Origin of the sequence: Pseudomonas sp. G(2018) (genome assembly GCF_005502415.1) — a bacterium.
Classification (GTDB): Bacteria; Pseudomonadota; Gammaproteobacteria; order Pseudomonadales; family Pseudomonadaceae; genus Aquipseudomonas.
Genome location: NZ_SCOO01000053.1, coordinates 1 through 25,413 on the forward strand (window position 1 = coordinate 1; position 25,413 = coordinate 25,413).

Here is a 25,413-nt window from a genome sequence, read left to right on the forward strand (position 1 = left end):
GAAAACCCCATGTAATCGCCGAACCCGGCCTTGGCGTAGGCATACACGCCGGAGTTCAGCTCCGGCTTGCGATTGGCCAGGGTTTGAAAGACGAAGGCCAGGGTCAGCATGCCAACGGCGGTGATGGCCCAACCGATCAGCACGGCGCCGGCATCGGCCCGCTCTGCCATGTTCTGTGGCAAGGAAAATATCCCGCCGCCGATCATCGACCCGACGACCAAGGCAATCAGCGCACTCAAGCGGAGCTTTTGTGTCGGTTGCGGCATACCGGTGTCTCCCTGCCTTCGGCGACCCACTGATGCGAATTCGTCACACAATTGGATTTAACTAAAATAGAGAAAAGCGTAATAACCTTTATCCATTAGCGCCAATGCATTGTTTTACATTTATAGCCGATCATTCTATTGCTCGCCGTTGAAATAGCAGTTCCATCAACGATTGGCAGTTAAAGCAAAATTTAGAAAAACCTACCCTTACTTTACAAAACACAAAAACGAACTAGCGTCTAAAGTCCAATGGGTACACCACAATTCCACACACTAGCCGACACCTCTGGAAAGGGCTTCTCCGGCGATGGCCCCGTAACAACAAAAGAGCAGTAAGTTATTAATTGATAATGGAATATTGCCGCACATTGATTTAAATCAGTTGATTGCGTAGCCAACGAAATTAATCTGCTTTCTCTGTTCTTCCACATCGGAGCCATACCATGTCTGAATCCCCCGGAAAATTACGACTGGGAGCACTCGTTGCCTTGGTAGTCGGCTCTATGATTGGTGGTGGGATCTTCTCTTTGCCGCAAAACATGGCCGCCAGTGCCGATGTCGGTGCCGTGCTGATCGGTTGGGCCATTACCGCTGTCGGCATGCTGACCCTGGCCTTCGTCTTTCAAACCCTGGCCAACCGAAAACCTGATCTGGACGGTGGTGTCTACGCCTACGCCAAGGCAGGTTTTGGCGACTACATGGGTTTCTCCTCGGCCTGGGGTTACTGGATCAGCGCCTGGCTGGGTAACGTCGGCTACTTCGTTCTGCTGTTCAGCACACTGGGCTACTTCTTCCCGATTTTTGGTGAAGGAAACACTGTTGCCGCGGTGATCGGGGCGTCGGTGCTGCTGTGGGCCGTGCATTTGCTCGTATTGCGAGGAATCAAGGAAGCGGCGTTCATTAACCTGGTCACCACGGTCGCCAAAATCGTACCCCTGCTGCTGTTTGTGCTGATCGCGATTTTCGCTTTCAAACTGGACATCTTCACGGCTGACATCTGGGGCTTGAAAAACCCGGACCTGGGCAGCGTGATGAACCAGGTGCGCAACATGATGCTGGTCACCGTGTGGGTGTTCATCGGTATCGAAGGCGCGAGCATTTTCTCGGCGCGTGCGGAAAAACGCAGTGATGTCGGTAAAGCCACCGTGATCGGTTTCATCACTGTGTTGCTAATCCTGGTGTTGGTGAACGTGCTGTCGCTGGGCATCATGACCCAACCGGAACTGGCGAAACTGCAGAACCCGTCGATGGCCGCCGTACTCAAGCACGTGGTCGGCGAATGGGGGGCGGTGCTGATCAGTGTCGGTCTGATCATTTCGCTGCTGGGAGCACTGCTGTCTTGGGTGCTGCTGTGTGCGGAGATCATGTTCGCCGCAGCCAAGGACCACACCATGCCGGCGTTCTTGCGCAAGGAAAACGCCAACCATGTGCCGGTCAACGCGCTGTGGCTGACCAATGCCATGGTGCAGTTGTTCTTGATCATCACCCTGTTTTCCGCCAGTACCTACCTGTCGCTGATCTACCTCGCCACCTCAATGATTCTGGTGCCGTACCTGTGGTCGGCGGCCTACGCCTTTCTTCTCGCAATGCGTGGCGAGAGTTATGAAAACGCCGGGGCTGAACGCCAGAAAGACCTGTTGATCGGCGCTATCGCCCTGATCTATGCGATCTGGCTGCTGTATGCCGGCGGCGTCAAATACCTGCTGCTTTCGGCGTTGCTTTACGCCCCTGGCGTGATTCTATTTGCCAAAGCCAGGCTTGAAATCAAACAACCGGTATTCACCAACATCGAGAAGCTGATTTTTGCAGCCGTCGTCGTGGGCGCCCTGGTGGCGGCCTATGGGCTGTATGACGGCTTCCTGACCCTGTAACACCTGAATGATTTGGTATCTGGAGGATTACTGTAATGACCACGGAAAAAGTTAAGTACGGGGTTCATTCCGAAGCCGGCAAACTGCGCAAAGTCATGGTTTGCTCCCCCGGCCTGGCCCATCAGCGGTTGACCCCGAACAACTGCGACGAACTGCTTTTCGATGATGTGCTGTGGGTCGCCCAGGCCAAGCGCGATCATTTCGACTTCGTCACCAAAATGCGTGAACGCGGGATCGATGTGGTCGAAATGCACAACCTGCTGACCGACATCGTCGCCATTCCCGAAGCACTTGACTGGATTCTTTCGCGCAAGATCACCCCCGATACCGTCGGGGTGGGCCTGATCAAAGAAGTGGACTCCTGGCTGCGCAGCCTGGAGCCTCGCCATATCGCCGAGTTCCTGATTGGCGGCGTCTCGGGCGATGACCTGCCGGACGCGTTCGGCGGCAAAGCTATCCAGATGTTCCGCGACTTCCTCGGCAACTCCAGCTTCCTGTTGCCCCCCCTGCCCAACACACAGTTCACCCGCGACACCACCTGCTGGATCTACGGCGGTGTGACGCTCAACCCGATGTACTGGCCGGCGCGGCGTCAGGAAACCCTGCTGACCACCGCCATCTACAAATTCCACCCGCAATTCACCAGCGCCGACTTCCAGATCTGGTACGGCGACCCGGACAAGGATCACGGAGCGTCTACCCTCGAAGGCGGCGACGTGATGCCTATCGGCAACGGCGTGGTCCTGATCGGCATGGGCGAACGTTCGTCACGCCAGGCCATTGGCCAACTGGCGATCAACCTGTTCAAGAACAAGGCCGTGGAGAAAGTGATCGTTGCCGGCCTGCCCAAGTCCCGTGCGGCGATGCACCTGGACACCGTATTCAGTTTCTGCGACCGCGACCTGGTGACGATTTTCCCGGAAGTGGTCAACCAGATCGTCGCCTTCACTCTGACCCCGGACGAAAGCAAACCGGGCGGCATCGACATCCGCCGGGAGAAATCCAACTTCCTCGATACCGTGGCCGCCGCCCTGAAACTCAAGGCCCTGCGCGTCGTACAAACCGGTGGTAACGCCTTCGCCGCCGAACGCGAACAGTGGGACGACGGCAACAACGTGGTGGCCGTGGAGCCTGGGGTGGTCATCGGATACGACCGCAACACCTATACCAACACCCTGCTGCGCAAGGCGGGTGTGGAAGTGATCACCATCAGCGCCGGCGAACTCGGGCGCGGACGCGGCGGCGGCCATTGCATGACCTGCCCGATCATTCGCGACCCGATTGACTACTGACCTATAAATCTTGGGAGATTCAAAATGGCGTTCAATATTCACAACCGTAATTTGCTGAGCCTGGAACACCACACCCCTCGCGAATTGCGCTATCTGCTCGACCTGTCCCGCGACCTGAAACGCGCCAAGTACACCGGCACCGAACAGCAGCACCTCAAGGGCAACAACATCGCACTGATCTTCGAAAAGACCTCGACCCGCACCCGTTGCGCGTTCGAGGTCGCGGCCTACGACCAAGGCGCCAACGTCACCTACATCGACCCGAACTCCTCGCAGATCGGCCACAAGGAAAGCATGAAAGACACCGCCCGCGTGCTGGGGCGCATGTACGACGCCATCGAGTACCGTGGCTTCAAACAGGAAATCGTCGAGGAACTGGCCAAGTATGCCGGCGTGCCGGTGTTCAACGGTCTGACCGATGAATACCACCCAACACAAATGATCGCCGACGTGCTGACCATGCGTGAACACGCCGACAAGCCGATCCACGAAATCAGCTACGCCTATCTCGGCGACGCACGTAACAACATGGGCAACTCGCTGTTGCTGATCGGCGCCAAGCTGGGCATGGACGTGCGCATCTGCGCGCCGAAAGCCCTGTGGCCGGCGGACGACCTGGTGGCTCGCTGCAAAAAATACGGTGAAGAAAGCGGCGCACGGATCACCCTGACCGAAGACCCTAAAGCCGCGGTCAAAGGCGTGGACTTTATTCACACCGACGTTTGGGTGTCGATGGGCGAGCCCGTCGAAGCCTGGGCTGAGCGCATCCAACAACTGCTGCCGTACCAGGTCAACGCCGAACTGATGAAAGCCAGCGGCAATCCGCGCACCAAGTTCATGCACTGCTTGCCGGCGTTTCATAACAGCGACACCAAGGTCGGCAAGCAGATTGCCGAGCAATACCCGAACTTGAAGAACGGCATCGAAGTGACCGATGACGTGTTCGAGTCACCGGCCTGCATCGCTTTCGAGCAAGCGGAAAACCGCATGCACACCATCAAGGCGATTCTGGTGTCGACTTTGGCTGACCTCTGAAGATCAACCGAAGTCTTGTGGGAGCTGGCTTGCCAGCGATGGCCGCACCTTGGTGTTTCTGATAGCCCGCGGTGATCCCATCGCTGGCAAGCCAGCTCCCACAGGAGACCGAGTCACCGCTTACTTCTCTTTTAGAAGGACTGCATCATGCGTATCGTCGTTGCTCTGGGCGGTAACGCCCTGCTCCGCCGGGGTGAACCCATGACGGCGGACAACCAGCGCGCTAACATCCGGATCGCCACCGAACAGATTGCCAAGATCCACCCCGGCAACCAACTGGTGATCGCCCACGGTAACGGTCCGCAGGTCGGCCTGCTCTCGTTGCAAGCGGCCGCCTACACCTCCGTTTCCCCCTATCCACTGGACGTACTCGGTGCAGAAACCGAAGGCATGATCGGCTATATCATCGAACAGGAACTGGGCAACCTGCTGGCCTTCGAGGTGCCTTTCGCCACACTGCTGACTCAGGTCGAAGTGGACGCCAATGACCCGGCGTTCCAGAACCCGACCAAACCCATCGGCCCGGTGTATACCAAGGCCGAAGCGGAAAAACTCGCCGCCGAAAAAGGCTGGGCGATTGCCCCGGACGGCGACAAATTCCGGCGCGTGGTGGCCAGCCCCAAACCCAAGCGCATTTTCGAGATTCGCCCGATCAAGTGGTTGCTGGAAAAAAACAGCATTGTGATCTGCGCCGGCGGTGGCGGCATACCGACGATGTATACCTCGCCGGGCAAACTCGAAGGTGTGGAAGCGGTCATCGACAAGGACCTGTGCTCGGCGCTGCTGGCCGAACAGCTGGAAAGCGATTTGCTGGTCATCGCCACCGACGTTAATGCGGCTTTCATCGATTACGGCAAACCCACCCAGAAAGCCATCGCCCAGGCCCATCCCGATGAAATCGAAAAACTCGGCTTCGCCGCCGGCTCCATGGGACCCAAGGTCCAGGCCGCCTGCGAGTTTGCGCGCAACACGGGGAAAGTTGCGGTGATCGGTTCGCTCTCGGACATTGAGGCGATTGTGCAGGGCAAGGCCGGCACCCGCATCAGTACGGAAAAACCTGGCATCAGCTACGTTTAAAAAAGAAACTCCCGGGGCAGATCCAGGGTCTGCCCTTCTCCAAGGCCTTCAAAGGAGAGACGACATGGCTACGTTCGAGCCCGGTCATTTGCACATCGAGCGCCACGCGCTGAACAAGGACGATGTCAGCTACAACATCCATATCGACTATGAGGTGGCGCAGGACCCCAAGGAAGGCAAAGGCATGCTGTTCAAGATGCATGGCACGATCCAGGGCAAAGAGGTCAACGATCCCTTCTTCCTGCCCAAGGATCAGGCCTACAACTTCGCCAGCAACGTGACGAAAATCGCCGAAAAGTACGGTATTCCCAAGGCGCTGAGCAGCATTGGGTCGATTCACAAGTACTACGACGCGATGTTCGAAGATGTGCGGGTGCAGTTAAACATGAAATCCGGCGACCCGGTAAAACCCGAGCACCTGGAATAACCCCCCGCCCCAACCCTGTGGGAGCGAGCAGGCTCGCTCCCACAGTGGATCATCGTCGCTTACAAACTCATCTCCTGCTCCCTGATCAGTTTCTTGTTGATCTTCCCGACACTGGTTTTCGGAATGTCAGCCACGACCCTGATCTGCCTCGGGATCGCCCACTTGTTGATGCGGCCGCTCTCGACGTATTGAAGCAAATGGGCCGCCAGCGTTGACTCGGTAAGACTCTGTCCTGGCGCGCAAACGACCAGCGCCACCGGCCGCTCCCCCCACTGCGCATCAGGAATGCCGACAACCGCCACCGACGTGACGGCGGGATGCTCGCTGATCAGGCTTTCCAGCTCCAGAGAACTGATCCACTCGCCTCCCGTCTTGATCACGTCCTTGATCCGGTCCTTGATTTCCACGACACCCAGGGCATCGATCGAAGCGATGTCGCCGGTGTGCATCCAGCCGTTTTCCCACAGTTGCGCGCCTTGCTCGGGTGCTTTGAGGTAACCCTGGGTCAACCATGGAGCACGGACCACGATTTCGCCCAGCGCCTCGCCATCCTGAGCGACCTCGTTGCCGCCGGCATCGATGATCCGCAGGTCGACCATCGGCACCGCTACCCCGGTCTTGATCCGCGCGGCCACCTGATCTTGCGCCGGTTGCGCAAGTTCGGCGTCGCTCAGGTGGGACAGGCACAGCAACGGACAGGTTTCAGACATCCCGTATCCGCTGTGCACGCGCATACCCCGTTCCGTTGCCTGGGCGGCCAGCCCGTGGGTCAAGGCACTGCCGCCCAGGAGCATTTTCCAGCCACTGAAATCGGTTCGGGCCGCTTCGTCACAACCCAGGATCATTTGCAGAATCGTTGGTACGCAATGGGAAAAGCTGACCTTCTCTTCGCGGTACAACCGGACCAGGCTATTGGGTTCATAACGACCGGGGTAAACCTGCTTGATTCCCATCAAGGTCGCGACATACGGCACGCCCCAGGCATGGACGTGGAACATCGGGGTGATGGGCATGTACACGTCATCGGAACGCAGCAACGGCAGGCCCTGGTACACGCCGAGGGTGCCGACGGCGTTGAGCGTATGCAGCACCAACTGGCGGTGGGTGAAGTAAACGCCCTTGGGGTCGCCGGTGGTGCCGGTGGTATAGAACAGGGTCGCTACCGAGTGTTCATCGAAGTCCGGGAAGTCGAAATGAGGTTTCGCACCCGCCAGCAGCCGTTCGTATTCGCCCACCACCGGCAGCGCGGTCGCCGGTGCTTCGCCGTCACTGAGCTGGACGTAGCCTTTGACGGTCGTCAGTTGATCGTGAATCTGCTCGATCAACGGCAGGAAATCGTCGTGAACCAGCACCAGATCATCCTCGGCGTGGTTCATGGTGTAGAGCACCTGCTCGGCGGACAGGCGAATGTTCACCGTGTGCAGCACGGCGCCTATCATCGGCACGGCAAAAAAACATTCCAGATAGCGGTGGCTGTCCCAATCCAGCAAAGCCACGGTATCCCCGGCCTTGACCCCGGCTTTCGTCAGCGCGTCGGCCAGGCGTTTTATCCGTTCGTTGAGCGTCCGGTAGTTGTAGCGCAGCTTGTCCGCGTAGACGATTTCCTGATCGGGGCAATAGCGTCCGCCCGAGAGCAACAGGCTCTTGATCAACAAGGGATAGGTGTAGGCGTCTTGCGCGGGCGCGATTATTTTTGTGGTCACCACAGTGAACTCTTCCTGATGCTGTTGGTTGTCAGAACTGCGATGCGTCGAGCAGAAACAACGACTCGCTGCCGGCTTTCACCGAGGTGCTCAACGAGTGAATCCGCGGCAGCAGGCGGGCAAAATAAAACCGCGCCGTGCCCAGTTTGCTCGCATAGAAATCGTCCTGCGCTTCCTTGCCGAAAGCTGCCTTGGCCATCAGTGCCCACATGTAGGCGTAGGCCACGTAACCGAAGGTTTGCAGGTACTCGACCGACGCCGCGCCGATTTCTTGTGGATTGCTTTGGCAGCGATCCAGCACCCAGGCGGTCAGTTCATCGAGGTTATCCAGGGCTGCGTCGAGCGGTTTGACGAATTCAGCCAGCTCGGTGCCCGCCGTGGCGGTGAAGTGGCGGATTTCATCGGCGAACAGCTTGTAGGCCGCGCCGCCGTTACCCACGATCTTGCGCCCGACCAAATCCAGCGCCTGAATGCCGTTGGTGCCTTCGTAGATCTGGGTGATGCGCACGTCACGCACCAGTTGTTCCTGGCCCCATTCGCGGATGTAGCCGTGGCCGCCGAACACCTGCTGGCCGTGCACGGTGGTTTCCAGGCCGAGATCGGTGAGGAACGCCTTGGCCACCGGGGTCAGCAGCGCCACCAGGTCTTCCGCACGTTTGCGCGTGGTGGCGTCTTCGCTGAACTTGGCGGTGTCCAATTGCATCGCCACGTAGGTCGAGAAAGCACGACCACCTTCGTTCGAAGCTTTCATGGTCAGCAGCATGCGACGCACGTCCGGGTGGACGATGATCGGATCGGCCACCTTGTCCTTGTTCTGCGCGCCGGTCGGCGAACGGCTTTGCAGGCGGTCACGGGCATATTCGACGGCATTCTGATAAGAGCGCTCGGCCGTGGCCAAGCCCTGGATACCAACGCCCAGGCGCTCGTAGTTCATCATGGTGAACATCGCCGCCAGGCCTTTGTTCGGCTCACCGACCAGATAACCCACGGCTTCGTCGAAGTTCATCACGCAGGTCGCGGACGCCTGGATGCCCATCTTGTGTTCGATCGAACCGCAATTCACCGGGTTGCGTGCACCCAGGCTGCCGTCGGCATTGACCAGGAACTTGGGCACCAGGAACAGCGAAATGCCTTTCGGCCCCGCCGGAGCGTCCGGCAACTTGGCCAGCACCAGATGGATGATGTTTTCGGTGAGGTCGTGCTCGCCGCCGGTGATGAAAATCTTGGTGCCGCTGACCTTGTAGGAACCGTCGGCCTGAGGTTCGGCCTTGGTGCGGATGATCCCCAGGTCGGTGCCGGCATGCGGTTCGGTCAGGCACATGGAACCGGTCCAGAGGCCCGCGTACATGTTCGGCAAATAGGCGGCTTTCAGCTCTTCGCTGGCGTGGGCATTGATCGACAGGCAAGCCCCGGCGGTCAGCATCGGGTACAGGCCGAAGGAAAGATTGGCCGCGTTGACCATTTCCTCGACCTGGGCCGAAATCGCCTTGGGCATGCCCATGCCGCCGTAGGCCGGATCACCGCCCACGCCGACCCAGCCACCCTCGGCAAAGGCACGGTAGGCGTCGGCAAAACCGTCAGGCGTAGTCACCTCGCCGTTACTCCAGGAACAGCCCTGCTCGTCGCCACTGCGATTGAGCGGTGCGATGAGGCCCGCAGCTACTTTGCCGGCCTCTTCAAGGATCGCGCTCGCGGTGTCTTGATCCACCACCTCGGCCAGCGCCGGCATGGCGGCCCAGAGCGTGGAAACGTTGAAAACTTCGTTGAGTACGAACCGAATGTCGCGCAGCGGCGCTTTGTAATCAGACATATTTGAAAGACTCAGGCAATGTCAGGGCATCGAAGATGCCCTGGTCAATGGAAGTGGCACTCTTATGAGAGGACGCTCAGGAGTGGACGCCAACAAGCTCCGCCGAACGTTCAGTGGACGTAGACGGAACGGGAGTGATGTTTCGCAGCAGAAAGAACGACAACGCCGGAATCAGGATCAAGGCACCGAGCATGTTCCAGAGGAACATGAAGGTCAGCAGGATGCCCATGTCAGCCTGGAACTTGATGGGTGACCAGGCCCAGCACACGACGCCCGCCGCCAGGGTGATGCCCACCAGCCCCACCACCCGACCGGTGAACGACACCGCGTTGCGATAGGCCTGTGCCAAAGGCATGCCCTGGCGCTGGTATTGCAACTGCACGCTGAGCAAGTACAGCGCGTAATCCACACCAATCCCGACCCCCAAGGCGATGACCGGCAGGGTCGCCACTTTCACGCCGATGCCCATGGCGACCATCAAGGCCTCACAGAGGATCGACGTCAGCACCAGCGGCAGCAGCGCCACCAGGGTTGCACGCCAACTGCGGAAGGTGATCAGGCAAAACAGCGTCACCGCCGCGTAAACGTAAAGCAGCATGGTGTGGTTGGCTTCGCGCACCACGATGTTGGTTGCCGCTTCAATCCCGGCAGTGCCGGCGGCCAGCAGGAACTGACGATCCTCGGTGCTGTTTTCCCTGGCGAACTGGTCGGCGACAGCCACCACAGCATCCAGGGTCTCGGCCTTGTGGTCCTTAAGGAAAGCAATCACCGGCATCAGCGAACAGTCGGTGTTGAACAGCTCCGGAGCATTGACCGAGGCCTGTTGTGCGGCGTAGTTCAACACGTTCTGGTTGCGCTGGATGCTGTTGAGCTTGGGGTTGCCTTCGAAGGTACCGGCGGTGATCTGGCGCACCGCGTTGACCAGCGAGGCCGTGGCTTGCACGCCCGGTTGCTGTTGCAACGCCCAGGCCAGGCGATCGGCGAGGATCAGCGTCTGGTAATTCAGGCAGCCTTCGGGCGCGGTCTTGATCATCACCGCGAACAGGTCGCTGGACAGCGCATAGTGGCTGGTGATGTAGGCGTTGTCGCGGTTGTAGCGCGAGTCGGCACGCAATTCCGGGGCACCGCTGTCGAGGTCGCCGATCTTCAGTTGCAGGCTGACCATGAAACCGCCAACGCCCAGCACCAGAGCGACCAGAACCGCGCCCGTGGCCCATTTGGGCGAGGTGAAGCGGTCGAGCATGTCCCACAGTTTGCCAAAGCCCCGATGCTCGGCGGCCCGGGTGTCGATCTTCAATGCACGGGCGGCGGCCTTGCTGCCCACGCCGATGTACGACAGCGCCACCGGCATCAGCAACAGCGAAGTGAAGATCAGCACCGCCACGCCGATGCTGGCGGTGATGGCCAGGTCCTGGATCACCGGAATGTCGATCAGCATCAACACCGCAAAACCGACCGCGTCGGCCAGCAACGCGGTAACCCCGGCAATGAACAGACGACGGAAGGTATAACGCGCCGCCACCAGTTTATGGGTGCCACGGGCGATGTCCTGCATGATGCCATTCATCTTCTGCGCCGCATGGGACACGCCGATGGCGAAAATCAGGAACGGCACCAGTACCGAGTAAGGATCGATGGCGTAACCCAGCCAGGCGACGATCCCCAATTGCCAGACCACCGCGATCAGCGAACAGCCAACCACCAGCAAGGTGCTGCGCACACAGCGGGTGTAGAGGTAGATGATGACCAGCGAGGTGACCACTGCCAGGCCGAAAAACATCATCACCTGGATCAGGCCGTCGATCAGGTCACCCACCAGTTTGGCGAAGCCGATCACCCGCACCTTGTAGTGCCCCTTGCCCTCCTCCCCGGCCTTGCGCGCCGCGCTGTCACCGGCGAATTCGATCTTGTCGCGCAAACGCTCTTCAAGCATCCGCGAAAACTGGTGATAGTTGATACCGCTGCCGGTGGCCGAAGCCTTGTCCAGCAGCGGAACAATGAGCATGGTCGATTTGAAGTCGCTGGCCACCAGACTGCCGACAATGCCGGCGCGGTTGATGTTCTGACGCAATTGCTCGATGTCTTGAGGGGTACCCTGATAGGCATCGGGCATCACCGGACCGCCCTGGAAGCCCTCCTCGGTGGCTTCGGTCCAGCGCACCGCCGGGCTCCACAGCGACTTCATCCAGGCGCGGTCCACGCCCTCGGCGAGAAACAGCTCATCGTTGACCTGCTTGAGTACGTTCAAGTACTCGGGGTCGAAGATGTCGCCCTGGGTGTTCTCCACCACCACCCGTACCGAGCTTCCCAGGCCACGCAACGATTTGCGGTTCTCCAGGAAATTCTGAATGTACGGCTGACTCTGCGGGATCATCTTCTCGAAGCTGGGGCGCAATTCCAGGCGGGTTACCATCATGTAGCCCAGTACCAGGGTGATCGCAGCCATCAGCAGCATAAACAGTGGCCGGTGGTTGAACACCCATCGTTCCAGCCGGTTGCCGGAACGGCGATCGAAGTCACGCAAGTCGCTGATCACCGGCATGGTGTCTTGCTCAATACTGCCCATAGGAGGGTACCCGCTCTGATTTAACTGTTTTTATTCTTTGGAAAGCACGCGTGCGCCACGACTGCCCACCACAATCAACGAGCCGTCGGCGGCCTGGACGGCACCGGCCACGGGTGACTGATTCTGCTGGGCGAGCAACTGCAACTGCGTCCCGTGGTCCGGGCTGAGCAACAGGTGACCGGCCTGAGTGAACAGCCGGAAGTGACCGTCTTCACCCAGTGTGGCGGCCGTGATGCTGACCTGCAGGCCGCTGTTGAGCAGCGTCCAACTGACACCGCCATCGGTACTGCGCAGCACATGCCCGCGCAAGCCGTAGACCAGCACTTCACCTGGCTTGCCGATCACCCCGAAAAAGCTGCCCTGATAGGGTGTCTGCAACGCCATGAAGTGTTGGCGGGCGTCATTCCATTTCAGTAGCAGCCCTTGCTCGCCGGCGATGTACAGCCCGTCGCCAGTGGCGGAGACGGCGTTGAGGTGAAAGCCCTGCGGGTTGTCGGTACGGTCCTGGAACGGCGTCCAGTGTTTGCCACCGTCTTCGGTGCGCAGGATCAGGTTGAACACACCCACCACGTAACCCAGGTTGTCATTAGCGAACCAGACATCCAGCAGTGGCTTGTCGGCGCCCTCCTCGGTCAACCGCTGACCTTCGGCGACCAGCAACGGCCATTGCTCGTTGGCGGGCTCGGACTGTGCCAATGCCGTGTAATGCTTGACCAGCAAGGCGCCGATCTGTCGACCATCCAGTTGCTTTTGCCACGTCGCGCCGGCGTCGCTGCTGTGCAACACCACGCCATCGCTGCCGACCGCCCAGCCCTTCATCGACGAAGAAAAGTACACGGCATTGAGGTCGGCACTGACCGGTACGGCGGCCTGCTGCCATTGCTGGCCGGCGTCATCGGAATAAAGAATGTGGCCTCGCTGGCCCACGGCAACCAGTCGGTCACCGGCACGGGTTGTGTCCAGCAAAGGGCTGCGCACGGCCAGGACACTGGGCCTGGCGGGCAGATCAAGCACGTCGACGTAGGCGGCAGCCTGAGCGAATCCTTGCAACAGAGCCAGCGCGGCGCCCAGCAGCAGCGGCACGCACTTCTTGAACGAATACATACGGCGTCCTCATGAGAAAACTGCGCCGGGTGCCTGCTGGCGACCCGGCGATGAAACCCGACGCTTAGCGAATACCGGCGCCCGCCAGGGACTCCGGCGACCACTGCGCCTTGGACAGCGAGTCGATGTAGCGGATACCGCCGTACGGGCCCACCACACCGTTGATGTTGTAGGAACCGCCCACCAGGTCGTAGATCATGAAAGGCGTGGAATCCGGTACCTGCTTGTCATAGCTCTGGCTGAGGAAGGCAAAGGAACCACGGTAGAGCTGACCACGGGCGTCGTACTGATCGGAAGCCAGTGCTGCCCAGCTGTCTTCATCCAGGTAGAAGCGACGCTTCTGGTAGACGTGACGCGCGCCGGCCTTGAGGTTGCCCTCCACCACCCAGACGCGGTGTTTCTCCCAGCGCACGAAGTCCGGCGCGATGTGGTTGGCGGTGGTCAGGCTTTTCGGGTCCTGGGCGTACGTCAGCTTGTAAGTGTTGTACGGCACGATCATTTCCTGCTTGCCGACCAGTTTCCAGTCGTAGCGATCCAGGGCGCCGTTGAACACAAACACATCGTCATAGGTGCCCGCGCCGGCAGTGCCCGGGTTAGGCGTGTCGTAGGCCAGGTTCGGCGCCAGTTTGACTCGACGTTGCCCCGGCAGGTACTGCCAGGCGCGGCGTGGCTGTTCCAGCGGGTTGGCGGCGTCCTTGAGCATGATCGACTCGCCGGCCCGGCGTGCGGGACCGGTGTAATACAGCTTCATCTGGTAGTACACATCGGCGCTGCTGATCGGCTGCGCCATGTTTTCGTAGATCGGGTAAGTGATGAATGCCTGCCCGGTGGTCGCAAGGCTTGGCACACCGGCCGAGTCGACGTTCCAGGAGTCGTACTTGGAGTTGATGTTGACCCCCTGGTAACGCAACAGGAAGTTCCACATCGCCTCACTGCCCGACTGCGGAATCGGAAACGGTACGCCGGGCAACACGTTATCGATGGCCAGGCCGCCTTCCAGGGACTTGGCGCCGGTGGCGTTTTTTACACTGTTGTCCAGCACCGTCTGCGGCAATGCCACAGTGCGGTGGGTCGGGTAGACATCAACACGGAAGGTGGGGAAACGCTTGGCCAGTTCAACGGTGGTGGCCGAGAGCATGGTCTTGTACTGATCAACGTTTTTGCCATTGATCACCAGCAGCGGTTTTTCGCTGGCAAACGGGTCCGGACGCATGCTGTCGCCGGCCTTGAAACTGGCCGGGGCCGTGGTCAGGCCACCGGCATAGGCCGGAATGGAGCCATCGGCGCTGGCGGCTTTTTCGGCGCCCACCAGGGTCAGGCTGTTGCCGAGCTTGCCGGCTTCCTGGGTCGATACGGCGGCTTGCGCCTGGGCGGCCATGGCCATGGCCAGCGAGGCGGCCAACAGGGTTTGCACGAATTTCATGGTTTCTAACTCCTGCTTATTGACTAAGCATTGGGGTGAATCAAAAGGTGGTTTTCAGCGTCAGGTACAGCGCGCCACGGTCTTCGGTGGTCGCGCCGCCGCCCGAGAAGGCTGAATAGCCACCGGCGTAGCACGCATAGTTTTCGTTACCGCTGAAGGCGTTCGGCGTGGAGCCGTCGCCACTTCCGGCGTTGGCAGCACCGGTGCTGTTACCGCTGACGTTGCACTTGTCAGCCTTGCCGAAGGCGTCCACGTACTTGAGGTCGACGAAGTACTTGTTGTAAACGGCGGCACCGACGCCGATCGCGTAGTTGCCGGTGTCTTTCGCACCGCCGCCCGATACCGGCGAGACGCCGTCGAGGCCGACGTTGACCGACATTGGCAGGCTCATGTCCACGCCGGGAAACACCTGGTACCAGGTCGGGGTGAAGTTGACCGCGATGCCCCAGTTGTCACGGGTCGGTGCATCGATGCCGCGATAGCTGCTCTTGCCCTTGTAGAGTGCTTCGTTCTTGCTATCGAGCTTGAGCAGGTTGCTGTAGTACAACTCGGTGAGCAGGACGGCCGAATCGAACACTGGGGTCTTGGGCAGGGTCATCAGGCCGTTGAGTGTCCAGTGCAAGGTGTCGCCGGTGGCGCTCATGCTGTCGCCATCTTGCGGGGTGTCGTAGATCACGCCGGTGGCTGCCGTGCGTGGCGGCAACAGGCCAAGACCCTGACCGAGCCCCAGCGGGCTGGTGGTGCTGACGATGGCCGGGATGCTGGCCAACGGCATGTTGTGACGGATGTTCAGGTCACTGCCGACGCTGATGCCACCGACATCCTTGGACAGGCTCAGGCCGAAGATGTCGATCTTGTCGGAATAAGCCAGTTGGTAGGTGGCGGTACTCAACGAGTTCAAGGTGTTGACCACGGCCGGCACCTGGCCTGCAGGTCGCGTGCCGTTAGGGTTGGCCGAACTCAGCCCTCTGGCGTCGAGCCAGGCCTGGGGCAGGATGTCGGAAGTCTGGCGGTAATAGACGCCGAGCGTACCGTCCAGCCAGGCGGGCGACCACTTGGCCATGACACCCCAATCGCCGTGTTGGTCCGGTTCCAGGTCGTTGCCACGTCGCACGTTGGTCAACGCGTTGCAAGGGGCCAGGCCACACCCGAGCGGGCTGCCGGGGGTGATGGAGTTGGTGTTGCCCAGCAGGAACGACTGCGCGCCGGTGCCCACCAGATCGGAACCGCCATAGTAAGTGCCCGCCTCAGGCAGGCGTGCTTCATCCCAATCCAGGAAGTACTGGGCGCCTACGGTCAACTCGGGGTTGAGGGTGAACGACATCGACACCTGATTACGCGGCACGAACAGTTCCTTGGCCTCGGTACCCGGTGAAGCCGCCAGCTTGGCCAGGTCCAGGCCGGACTGGCCGTAGCTCATCGAATGCACCGGGTTGAGGATGGTTTCGCCCCAGAACACGTTGTGCTGCCCGGCCTTGATGCTGAACATCGACTCTTCGCCTACTTCGGTGCTGTAGAACACGAAGGCATCGAGAATCTCGCCGGACGGACCGGTGTAGTAGCGCTGGGCGTAGTTGCTCAGATGAGGACTGCCGAAACCGACATTGTCATTGGTCACGCCAGCCAGGCGCGGGTCGTTGGCGACCAGGCCCGAAGTACCGCCATTACCGTTGACGAACGGGTTGGAGTTGGAGCCGGTGTTTTCATAGGCCTTGTCGTACCAACTCGCGGCGCTGACACGAAAGCCCATGTTTTGCTTATAGACCACATCCATCTCGGTCAACAGGTCGACGCGGTTGGTGATGTTGGTCCCAGCCTTGCGGAAGTTGTAGTCACCGTCGTTGTTGTTCGGCGTGCCGAGCATGCGCTTGTCGGCGCTTTCGGTACGTACGCCGTAGTTGTACTTCACGGTGTTGTCGAAGCGTACGGACCAGTCGGGATTGCCGGTGTCCAGCTCCATGGCGTAAGCAGCCGGCATCGACGCCACCAGGATGGACAGGGCCAGCAGGCTGCGACGCGAAGGAAGTGTGTGGCCGTGACTCTTATTGTTGTGCATTGCGTTGGCTCCGCCTTTTTGTATTTGTTTTAAGCGCAGTAGTCCCCGCTGGCTCGTGGTGAGAGAGCCAATGCCTTTGAGGCACGAGGACAATTGACGGGTGGTTGAATCTAGCGATCCAGGTCCAGAATGAGTGCTTCTGCCTGGGGCCAGGGGCCAAAGCCCGAAGCCGGATTGAGGTGGCCGACGGCGCCGAGGTTGACCAGCTCCGCCTCCCAGTCCCGGGCCATGCGAGTGACCGCGGCGAAGCTGGCGAGGTGATCGTCGGTGCTGGCAGCGACGAGGCTGCGAAAGGGTAACGCCCCTTGGGGCAGAGGGGTCCAGCCGTGGTCGCGAAGGGTTTGCGGGCTTGGGTAACCTTGCGGCCATTGGGCCGCCAGGTCCGGCGGCGCGGCCAACAGTGCGCCCTTGATCGGGCGACTGTAGCGGGCAGCCCAGTGCGCCACCATCAGAACGCCGGCACTGTGGGCGACGAGGATCACGGGGCCGTCGATTTGCTCCAGTTCATGCTGGATCGCCCGCACGCGGGCAGCGCAGTCGAGCTTGTCGGTCTCAAGTGGTGGAACGCTGCGAACCTTGCTCAAACGGGCTTCAAGCAGCGTTTGCCAATGTTCGGCAACATGCTCACGCAGTCCCGGTACGATCAGAACGGTGGCGGCAGTTTGCAGTTTGTCCACTTGGATACCCTCGGCTTCTCAGTGACTCGCCTGGCTGTTTCGCCAGAATCTTTTTGTAGGACTGACATTAAAGAGCCGGGGTGGGCTACGCTTTTCATTTGACGACAGTGACTTTTCTTTTGATGACACTCTGATTGCCCCTGCCAAGTGGTCGTGCGGAAGCTGTTAACGTGGCCTGGAAGACTGTTCAATTGCTGACGCGCTGGCTATATTCGGCCGCGCTCGTTTCCATCGGAACCCCTGCAGGAACGCCTCTGCATGCCTAAGCTCGTTCGCGCCGCTGTCTTGACCAACTACCTGGATGTTGCTCATTACCTGGGGTTCAATCCGCACGATGTGCTGGCAGGCGTCGGCCTGAGCAAGGCACGTCTGCAAGCACCCGAGCATCGGATTCCGATCGATGCGGCGGTTCGCCTGCTGGAAGAGTCGGCTGTCGCCAGCGGTTGCCAGAGCTTCGGCCTGAGCATGGCCGAATCGCGTCAGCTCTCGGATTTCGGCGTCGTCAGCCTGCTGCTGACTCACCAGCGCACGTTGCGTGATGCGTTGCAGGTGCTGGTGCACTACCGGCACCTGATGAACGAATCGCTGGCGATCTTCATCGAAGAAGCCGGCAAGATGGTGATCATTCGCGAGGAAGTGGTGACCGACTCGCCCATGCCCTGCCGGCAAGCCAATGAACTGGCCATCGGCGTGATGTTCCGGCTGTGCGCCGCGCTGCTCGGTGCGCACTGGCAGCCCTACAGCGTGAACTTCACGCACCGGCCTCCCGACAATCTGCAACTGCATCGGCGCCTGTTCGGCTGCAATCTGGAGTTCGGCAGCGAGTTCAATGGCATTGTCTGCCCCGATGCCAGCCTCGACATAGCCAATCCCCATGCCGACCCGGCGATGGCGCGTTACGCCCAGCGCTATCTGGACTCGCTGCAAAGCCATGAAGGGCCCTCGACGCTGTTCGAGGTGCGCAAGGCCATTTACCTGCTGCTGCCCATGGGCCGCGCCACCATCGAGCAGATCGCCCAGACCCAGGGCATGAATGTGCGGACCCTGCAACGTCGTTTGAAAGACGATGGCTGCGCCTTCAATGACCTGATCAACGACGTGCGGCGCGACCTGGTGCTGCGGTACCTGGAAAACCCGAACTACTCGCTGGGCCGCATCGCCGACATGCTCGGTTATTCCATGGCCAGTTCTTTCACGCGCTGGTTCATCAGCCAATTCGGCATGCCGCCTGCGGCCTGGCGCAGCGCGCAAAAACAGGCCAAGCCACTCACCCAACCGAGCCCCCTGCCCGACCCGGAACAGCCCTGAACGGTGGAAGCGAGCAGGCTCGCTCCCACAGGGGTCATCGGGAAGCAAAAAAAAACGGCGACCGCTGGTACGGTCGCCGCAAAAACCGGGGCCTTTGACGCCGGTGGAGTGCCGCACTGCGCCGGAGTGAGCGCAATGCAGCGCCGCTGGTAAAACGGTACTGAGTTACATCCCCCAGTGCAGCAACAGCAGCACAAGAACCACGAGGAACACGGTTTCCCCGATCATCAGCAGGATCGGCTTGATGCCCACTGCAGCGAGTTCCTTGAGTTGGGTTTTCATGCCCAGGGCGCTGATGGACACCACCAGGCACCAGCGTGACAGTTCATTGACCGAGCCCTGCACCACAGGGGCCACCCAGCCGGTGCTGTTGAGGCAGGCCAACAGCAAAAAGCCGACCGCAAACCACGGCAGCAGCGGCGGCCGTTTGCCGGTGGGATCGGCGCCCTGCATACGTGTGACCATCGCTGCACAAACGATCACTGGCAGCAGCATGGCGACCCGCATCAGCTTGACCACCGTGGCTGTGTCGCCGGTCTCGGTCGACAGGCTGTAACCGGCGCCGACCACCTGGGCGACATCATGGATGGTCGCCCCCAGGAATACCCCGGCCACCTGGGGCGACAACGACAGCCAGTTGGCTATCATCGGGTACAGGATCATCGCCAGGGTCGACAGCGCCGAGACCCCGATCACCGTGAACAAGGTGGCGCGTTCCTTCTGCGGGTGGTTAGGCAAGGCCGCGGCCAGCGCCAATGCCGCCGAGGCACCGCAGATCGCGGTGGCGCCACCGGTGAGCATGCCGAACAGTCGCTGAAAGCCCAGCGCCTTGGCCGCTACCACCGAAACGCCGATGGTCACCACCACCAAAATCACCACCAGCGCAAAGGGTTTCCAGCCCAGCGCGGCGATCTGTTCGAGGGTGATGCGCATGCCCAGCAGCGCTACGCCAATGCGCAATACAGTGCGTGCGGTGAATTCGATGCCGGCCTTGCAGGTGCCTTCGCCGGCGAGGAAGTTCAGCGCCATGCCGAGCAACAGGGCAAACAACATGACCGGCGCACCGTAGTGCTCCGACAGAAAGGTCGCCGCCGCCGCGACGATCAGGCTGACGATAAATCCCGGCGCCAATTCGCGCGTACGGCTGTGGATGCGGGTCAGAGCGATGGCGCTCATGGCGCGGCCTCCTCGGTGACGATGACAATGAATGCCTGGCCGTCGACTACCTCGACCGGGTAGTTGGCGACCTTGAGCTTGTTGGAATTGAGCAAGTAGCCGCTGGCCAGATCGAAACGCAGGCCATGGGCACAGCATTGAATCACCCGCCCGTCGAGGCGACCGCCACACAACGAGGCGCCCTGGTGCGGGCAACCGTCATCGATGGCGAACAACTCACCGTCGATGTTGAACAGCGCGATGCTCTTGTCATCGAATTCGAAGAGCGCACGGCCCCCGACCTGCGGGAGTTTTCCGGCAGGCACACGTACTCGCAGGTTCATGAGGGTTGTCGCTCGCCGGCCCGTTCGAGCAAGGCTTCGTACATGACACCAAACAGCGCTTCGGGGGGCTGTGCGCCTACCACCGTCACGCGCCGGTCAAACTGAAAACAGGGCACGCCGCCGACAGCCCCGGGGTTGCCGACAAAAGGCTCGCCGTTTCCGTACAGGCAGTCAGCCACGAAGCCGGCCTCAAAACCGCACGACTGGGCGATGGCGAGCAACGTTTCGCGGTTGCCCAGATCCTCGCCGTGATGGAAATACGCGGCGAACAGACGATCGAGCAAGGCATCGCGCTGCCTGGAATTGCCCAGCACGCTGACTCGCTCCAGCAGGCGATGGGCATCGGCAGTGTTGGGCATCGTGGCAATGCGCCCGAAATCGATGACTTCCCCCACCGCCAGCGCAGCCTGCTGCACTTGGGACTGGCGCTTCTGCACCGCGTCAGCACTGCCCAGGCGCTTGCGGTAGAACTCTTCGAAGGGTTCACCTTGTACCGGCAGTTGTGGCAACAGCTGCACGCCGTGCCATACCGTGGTGAATTCCACCTCCGGTTGTCGCGAGCGCAACAGTTCCTGTGCGCGCTCCAGTTGGCGCTTGCCGATCAGGCACCAGGGGCAGATAAAATCGACAAACACATCAATTCGCAGACGACCACTCACAACTTCACCTCTAACACGGATTCGCCCACCGACTCGGACACCCGCTCACCCCTGAGCCGGGCGATGTCCTGGTGGTAATGACACTTGGCATAAAAGAACACCGCCGCTGCCGCGAGGCTGACCAGAGGCACAAACTGGAAGGCAGCCTGCAAGCCGATCAGGTCCGACACCTTGCCGGTGATGAACGGCCCCGGCGCCAGGCCGAGCATGTTGTTGGCCAGGGTCAGCGTGGCGAACGCTGTGCCATGGACCGAGTAATGGGTCAGATTGGCAACCATTGCCCCGGCGGGCCCGGTGGTGCCAGCGGCGATCAGCATGCCCAGGCAGATCAGCGCCAGTTGCGCGGGGCCTGCCGGCAGGGCGAACGCCGCCGACAACAACAGGCAACTGCCCAGGCAGAACGCGATGGCCAGGGCGACTTTGCGCTGGGGCGAGTGACGACACAGACGGTCGCTGAGCATGCCGCACAGAATCATCCCGGCACCGCTGCACAGCACGATGACCGCCGCCATGCCGCCGGCTTTGTCCGTGCCCATCGCGTAGTAGCGGTTCAGATAACTGGGCATCCACACAATCACGGTGCCGGCGACGAACAGCTGCAAGCCGCTGCCAACGTAGGTCGCGATCACCGAGCGACTGGAAAACAGCGTGCGCAGCGGCTGACTGACCTTGGCCGCGGCCTTGTTCAGTGCCTGCGCAGCACGTTGCGGAGCAATGCGTGCCTCCTTGACGATGAGCGGATACAGCACCGCCAGCAGCAGGCCGAACAGCGCCATGCCGGCGAACGACCAGCGCCAACCCAGCTTCGCGGCGATAGCCCCGCCCAGGGCCATGCCCAGCACCGAGCCGAACATGCCGCCGGCCATGAAGGCACTGGCCAAGGTGGCGCGCATGTGCTTGGGAAAGACTGATATCACCACCGCGATGCCGACGCTGCCGTACGCAGCCTCGCCGACACCCACCATGAACCGGGCGATGAACATCTGCTGGTAGTCCTGCGCCAGTGCGCAGCCCAGCGTTGCGAGACTCCACAACAGCGCCATCAACGCCAGGCTCTTGACCCGGCCGAAACGATCGGCGAGCAGCGACAGCGGAAACGTCAGCAGGCCAACCATCAAAGCCACGATGCCGCTGAGCAGGCCGAGCTGGCCGTCGCTCAGTGCCCATTCGCCCTTGAGCATCGGGAACACCGCGTTCAGTACCTGGCGCGACATGTAATCGGAAATCAACAGGCCAAACGTCAGGGCGAAGACGATCCAGGCGTATTGGCGCGAAACGCTGACGGTACCGTCGTCATCGTCGGCGGCGATTGGGTGAAAGGCCATGCAGCCTCCTCGAAACTTTGTTTTTGTTGTTATCGAGCGTGATGCAGTGCAGCGAGCGAGAGGTCATCGACCTCCCGCCCTGGCTGTCGGTCAGCCGCGCTGCGGCACACCTTTTTGCCCGGCCTTGCGGTTGGGCGACATACCGTTGGCCAGCAGGGTTTCTTCGATGCTTTGGTACTGCACACCGATCCGGTAGATCTCCCGGGCCTCTTTGCCGGAGGCAATTTCGCGACCCAGCTCGTGGGCGACCCGCACGGTTTGTTCGATCTGCTGCACCGAGCTGAAGCGCTTGCCCTTGTGATCAATGATAGTGTCTTCAATGCCCACGCGTGGGTGCATGCCCATGGCCAGCGCCATGGTGTTGAACGGCAGCACGTTCTTGAGCAGCGATTCCGCGGTCAGCGTGCAACCGTCCGGTGCGCGGTGGATGAAGTTGAAGAAGTTGAACGGGTTAGGGCCGTCGAAACCACCGCCGATGCCGATCCAGGTCAGGTTCAACGGTCCCATGTACAGGCCTTTGCGCACCATGCGCTCCAGGGTTTCCATGGCGTGCATGCCGGTCAGCTGGAAATGCGGCTGAATGCCATTATCCATCAGGCGCTTGAGGTGCTCGGTGACCCACGCCGGCCCGGCCGGCACGGTCATCTCGCTGTAAGCCGCCTGATAGGCCGGGTTGGCCAGGGAGGTGCCTTCCAGGTATTCCGGATAGAGCAACTCCATGATGTTCATCTGGGTGGTGTTGATCGCCACCGTGACTTGATCCGGTTTTGGCGTCAGCTCGGCCAGCATGTGGCGGGTATCGTCGGACAACCATTTGGCCGCTTCACCATCGCTTTCCGGGGCGAAGGAAATCGAACCGCCGACCTGGATGATCATGTCCGGCACGGCTTCACGCACACCGGCAATCAACTCGTTGAACTTGGACAGGCGCTTGGAACCCTTGCCATCCAGTTCACGTACGTGCAGGTGCAAGACGGTTGCACCGGCTTCGTAGCAATCGACCGCCTTCTGCACCTGCTCATCCATGGTCAGCGGAATGTCTTCGGGGAAGTCTTCCGGCATCCATTCAGGGCCGTACGGCGCCACGGTGATGACCACCTTTTCCATGTTTTCCGGGTGTAGGGAATCGTCGAAGAATTGCATGAGTTACTCCTGTTCTTATGGTTTTCCGCCCAGCCGGGAGCCTGCCTGGTGGGCGCAGTTACGAGTGCGAATGCAGAGGTGGTCGATCAGTACGTCTTGTCGCCGATAATCCCGGCGCGCTCCATCTTGCGATGACACGGCGGGTAATCCATGACGGCGTAGTGCTGGGTGCTGCGGTTGTCCCAGATGGCGATGCTGTTGGGCTTCCAGCGCCAGCGCACCTGGTACTCGGGAACGTAGGCCTGGCTGATCAGGTAGCGCAGCAACTCACTGGCGCCCGGGTTCGCGTCCTGGCCGAAACGCACACGCTCGGGGGTGTGGTAGTTGCTGAAGTGGGTGGTGAAGGCGTTGACGAACAGCACCTTCTCGCCGGTTTCCGGGTGCGTGCGCACCACCGGGTGTTCGGCATCCGGGTACATGGCCTTGAGCGCCAGGCGCTTTTCGATCGGCATTGCCGCGCCGAAGCTCGCTTCAATGCTGTGCCGGGCGCGCAGATCAGCGATCTTCACTTTCACGTCTTCAGGCAAATGTGCATAGGCTTCGACCATGTTCGCCCACATGGTGTCGCCGCCGACCGGTGGGCATTCCACGCACCGCAGCACGCACCCCATCGGTGGCGCCTCGCGCCAGGTGGCGTCGGTGTGCCAGGCGTTTTCGTAGCGGTCCATCGGCTGGTCCGGCTTCTTGTAGATTTGCACCAGGCCGGGGTGATCCGGGTCGCTGCCGGCCACCGGATGGTCCTCCAGTTCGCCGAAGCGCCGGGCAAACGCCACGTGCTCGGCGCGACTGATGTCCTGGTCGCGCAGGAACAACACGCGATGGGTGAGCAACTGCGCACGTAGCTCGGCAAACAAACCATCGTCATGGATGGCATCGGCCAGGTTGACGCCGATCAGTTCCGCGCCGATGTGGCAGGTCAATTGTTCGACTTTCACGGCAGGCTGCTCCCTTAAATGACGAAAATCGACGAGCCAGTGGTCTTGCGCGATTCCAGGTCACGATGGGCCTGCACGGCATCCTGCAAAGCATAGTGCTGGTTGATCTCGATCTTGATCCGGCCGCTGCCGACGTGATCGAACAACTCGCCGGCCAATGCGGCTTTTTCCGCAGGATCGGCGATGTAGTCGGCCAGTGCCGGGCGGGTCAGGAACAGCGAGCCTTTCATCGCCAGCATCACCGGGTCAAAGGCCGGGATCGGGCCGGAGGCCGTGCCTACGCAGACCATCAGGCCACGACGTTTGAGCGAATCCAGGGAACCGGCGAAGGTGTTCTTGCCGACGCTGTCGAACACCACGTTGACACCGACGCCGTCCGTCAACTCGCGAACGCGCTGGGCGACGTCTTCATGGCTGTAGTTGATGACATGGTCGCAACCGTGCGCCCGGGCGATTTCGCCCTTGACCTCGGTGGACACGGTGCCGATGACCGTCAGGCCCAGCAGCTTGGCCCATTGCGAAACGATCAGGCCGACGCCACCGGCGGCGGCATGCAGCAAAATGCTGTCCCCGGCCTTGAAATCGTAGAGGCGTCGCATCAGGTACGAGGACGTCAGGCCACGCATGGTCATGGCCGCGGCGGTTTCGAAACCGATGGTTTCCGGCAGCTTGATCAACGGCGCGGCCGGGATCAGGCGCTCGGTGCTGTAGGCGCCCAGCGTATTGAGAAACCCGGTGTAGGTAACGCGATCGCCCACTTGCACATTGGTCACGCCTTCCCCGACGGCCTGAACCACGCCAGCGGCTTCGACGCCCATGCCGTTGGCCAGCGGAATCGCGTAGGTGCCATTGCGAAAGTAGGTGTCGGCATAGTTCAGGCCGACTGCCACGTGACGCAGCCGAACCTGACCGGGCCCGGGATCGCCCACCTCGACGTCTTCATAGCGTAGGACTTCGGGACCACCGGTTTCGTAGAAGCGGACGGCTTTGGCCATGTTTTCTTATTCTCCAGTCTGCAATATGGGCGTGCTGCATCGAATTGCGCTGACTGGACTGTAGGTCCATGGCTACCTGATCGCTTGCCATCTGACGACAGCGACTTTTCATTTCATGACAGAGACCATCCGATCTCAAGCCGATACCACAGGCTCCGCCAACCCCAGAAACCGGCACAACTCTTCCTTCTTGGCCAACGCATCCCGCCGTCCCAGATCAATCAACTCGCTGCAATACCCCG

21 protein-coding genes are annotated in these 25,413 nt (G+C 60.7%); 6 read left to right on the forward strand and 15 right to left on the reverse strand.

The window, feature by feature from the left end:
* Positions 1 to 266: amino acid permease (locus FFS64_RS29215; RefSeq protein ID WP_137808192.1), on the reverse strand; the 266-nt coding region annotated here is incomplete at its 3' end.
* A gap of 443 nt (positions 267 to 709) precedes the next feature.
* Here FFS64_RS29215 and arcD point away from each other — a divergent pair.
* The 5 genes from arcD to FFS64_RS29240 all read left to right on the forward strand — a co-directional run bounded on the left by arcD (position 710) and on the right by FFS64_RS29240 (position 5,968).
* Positions 710 to 2,137, forward strand: a complete 1,428-nt coding sequence (gene arcD, locus FFS64_RS29220; RefSeq protein ID WP_137808193.1) for an arginine-ornithine antiporter — start codon at positions 710 to 712, stop codon at positions 2,135 to 2,137.
* Between the two features lie 35 nt (positions 2,138 to 2,172).
* Positions 2,173 to 3,429 carry an arginine deiminase gene (arcA, locus tag FFS64_RS29225; RefSeq protein WP_137808194.1) on the forward strand — a complete coding sequence of 419 codons (1,257 nt, stop codon included), beginning with the start codon at positions 2,173 to 2,175 and terminating at the stop codon, positions 3,427 to 3,429.
* Positions 3,430 to 3,453: 24 nt separating this feature from the next.
* A complete protein-coding gene (locus tag FFS64_RS29230; RefSeq protein WP_137808195.1) occupies positions 3,454 to 4,464 on the forward strand; it encodes an ornithine carbamoyltransferase in 1,011 nt (336 codons plus the stop codon).
* 147 nt (positions 4,465 to 4,611) lie between these two features.
* A complete protein-coding gene (gene arcC, locus FFS64_RS29235) occupies positions 4,612 to 5,541 on the forward strand; it encodes a carbamate kinase (RefSeq protein ID WP_095194280.1) in 930 nt (309 codons plus the stop codon).
* A 64-nt stretch (positions 5,542 to 5,605) separates the two neighbouring features.
* Positions 5,606 to 5,968: a DUF5064 family protein gene (locus FFS64_RS29240; protein WP_095194279.1), complete on the forward strand. Its 363-nt coding sequence runs from the start codon at positions 5,606 to 5,608 to the stop codon at positions 5,966 to 5,968.
* A gap of 59 nt (positions 5,969 to 6,027) precedes the next feature.
* Here FFS64_RS29240 and FFS64_RS29245 read toward each other — a convergent pair whose 3' ends face one another.
* The 7 genes from FFS64_RS29245 to FFS64_RS29275 form a co-directional block, all read right to left on the reverse strand.
* A complete protein-coding gene (locus FFS64_RS29245; RefSeq protein ID WP_137808196.1) occupies positions 6,028 to 7,674 on the reverse strand; it encodes a fatty acid--CoA ligase in 1,647 nt (548 codons plus the stop codon).
* Positions 7,675 to 7,702: 28 nt separating this feature from the next.
* Complete coding sequence (locus tag FFS64_RS29250) at positions 7,703 to 9,481, reverse strand: acyl-CoA dehydrogenase C-terminal domain-containing protein (RefSeq protein ID WP_137808197.1); 1,779 nt, start codon at positions 9,479 to 9,481, stop codon at positions 7,703 to 7,705.
* Positions 9,482 to 9,557: 76 nt separating this feature from the next.
* On the reverse strand, positions 9,558 to 12,047 hold the full coding sequence (locus FFS64_RS29255; protein ID WP_137808198.1) for an RND family transporter: 2,490 nt from the start codon (positions 12,045 to 12,047) through the stop codon (positions 9,558 to 9,560).
* Between the two features lie 30 nt (positions 12,048 to 12,077).
* Complete coding sequence (locus FFS64_RS29260) at positions 12,078 to 13,151, reverse strand: YCF48-related protein (protein ID WP_137808199.1); 1,074 nt, start codon at positions 13,149 to 13,151, stop codon at positions 12,078 to 12,080.
* Between the two features lie 64 nt (positions 13,152 to 13,215).
* On the reverse strand, positions 13,216 to 14,574 hold the full coding sequence (locus FFS64_RS29265) for a DUF1329 domain-containing protein (protein ID WP_137808200.1): 1,359 nt from the start codon (positions 14,572 to 14,574) through the stop codon (positions 13,216 to 13,218).
* A gap of 40 nt (positions 14,575 to 14,614) precedes the next feature.
* Positions 14,615 to 16,630 carry a DUF1302 domain-containing protein gene (locus tag FFS64_RS29270; RefSeq protein WP_137808201.1) on the reverse strand — a complete coding sequence of 672 codons (2,016 nt, stop codon included), beginning with the start codon at positions 16,628 to 16,630 and terminating at the stop codon, positions 14,615 to 14,617.
* 110 nt (positions 16,631 to 16,740) lie between these two features.
* Positions 16,741 to 17,307: an alpha/beta hydrolase gene (locus FFS64_RS29275; RefSeq protein WP_137808202.1), complete on the reverse strand. Its 567-nt coding sequence runs from the start codon at positions 17,305 to 17,307 to the stop codon at positions 16,741 to 16,743.
* Between the two features lie 258 nt (positions 17,308 to 17,565).
* Between FFS64_RS29275 and FFS64_RS29280 the strand changes: the two genes are divergently transcribed.
* Complete coding sequence (locus FFS64_RS29280) at positions 17,566 to 18,615, forward strand: AraC family transcriptional regulator (RefSeq protein WP_137808203.1); 1,050 nt, start codon at positions 17,566 to 17,568, stop codon at positions 18,613 to 18,615.
* 165 nt (positions 18,616 to 18,780) lie between these two features.
* Here FFS64_RS29280 and FFS64_RS29285 read toward each other — a convergent pair whose 3' ends face one another.
* The 7 genes from FFS64_RS29285 to FFS64_RS29315 all read right to left on the reverse strand — a co-directional run bounded on the left by FFS64_RS29285 (position 18,781) and on the right by FFS64_RS29315 (position 25,171).
* Positions 18,781 to 19,791: a YeiH family protein gene (locus FFS64_RS29285; protein ID WP_137808204.1), complete on the reverse strand. Its 1,011-nt coding sequence runs from the start codon at positions 19,789 to 19,791 to the stop codon at positions 18,781 to 18,783.
* Positions 19,788 to 20,114, reverse strand: coding sequence for a Rieske 2Fe-2S domain-containing protein (locus tag FFS64_RS29290; protein WP_137808205.1), 327 nt, complete (start codon positions 20,112 to 20,114; stop codon positions 19,788 to 19,790). Before FFS64_RS29290 ends, FFS64_RS29285 begins: the two co-directional genes overlap by 4 nt.
* A complete protein-coding gene (locus tag FFS64_RS29295; protein WP_137808206.1) occupies positions 20,111 to 20,773 on the reverse strand; it encodes a DsbA family oxidoreductase in 663 nt (220 codons plus the stop codon). The genes FFS64_RS29290 and FFS64_RS29295 overlap by 4 nt, the downstream gene beginning before the upstream one ends.
* Entirely contained in the window at positions 20,770 to 22,098 is a 1,329-nt protein-coding gene (locus tag FFS64_RS29300; RefSeq protein WP_137808207.1) for an MFS transporter, read from the reverse strand. Before FFS64_RS29300 ends, FFS64_RS29295 begins: the two co-directional genes overlap by 4 nt.
* A 90-nt stretch (positions 22,099 to 22,188) precedes the next feature.
* Positions 22,189 to 23,241, reverse strand: coding sequence for a 3-keto-5-aminohexanoate cleavage protein (locus FFS64_RS29305; protein ID WP_095194266.1), 1,053 nt, complete (start codon positions 23,239 to 23,241; stop codon positions 22,189 to 22,191).
* Between the two features lie 86 nt (positions 23,242 to 23,327).
* Complete coding sequence (locus FFS64_RS29310; RefSeq protein ID WP_137808208.1) at positions 23,328 to 24,176, reverse strand: TauD/TfdA family dioxygenase; 849 nt, start codon at positions 24,174 to 24,176, stop codon at positions 23,328 to 23,330.
* A gap of 14 nt (positions 24,177 to 24,190) precedes the next feature.
* The gene (locus FFS64_RS29315) at positions 24,191 to 25,171 is read right to left on the reverse strand and encodes a quinone oxidoreductase (RefSeq protein ID WP_137808209.1); all 981 of its coding nucleotides are present in this window, start codon (positions 25,169 to 25,171) and stop codon (positions 24,191 to 24,193) included.
* Positions 25,172 to 25,413 lie beyond the last annotated feature (242 nt).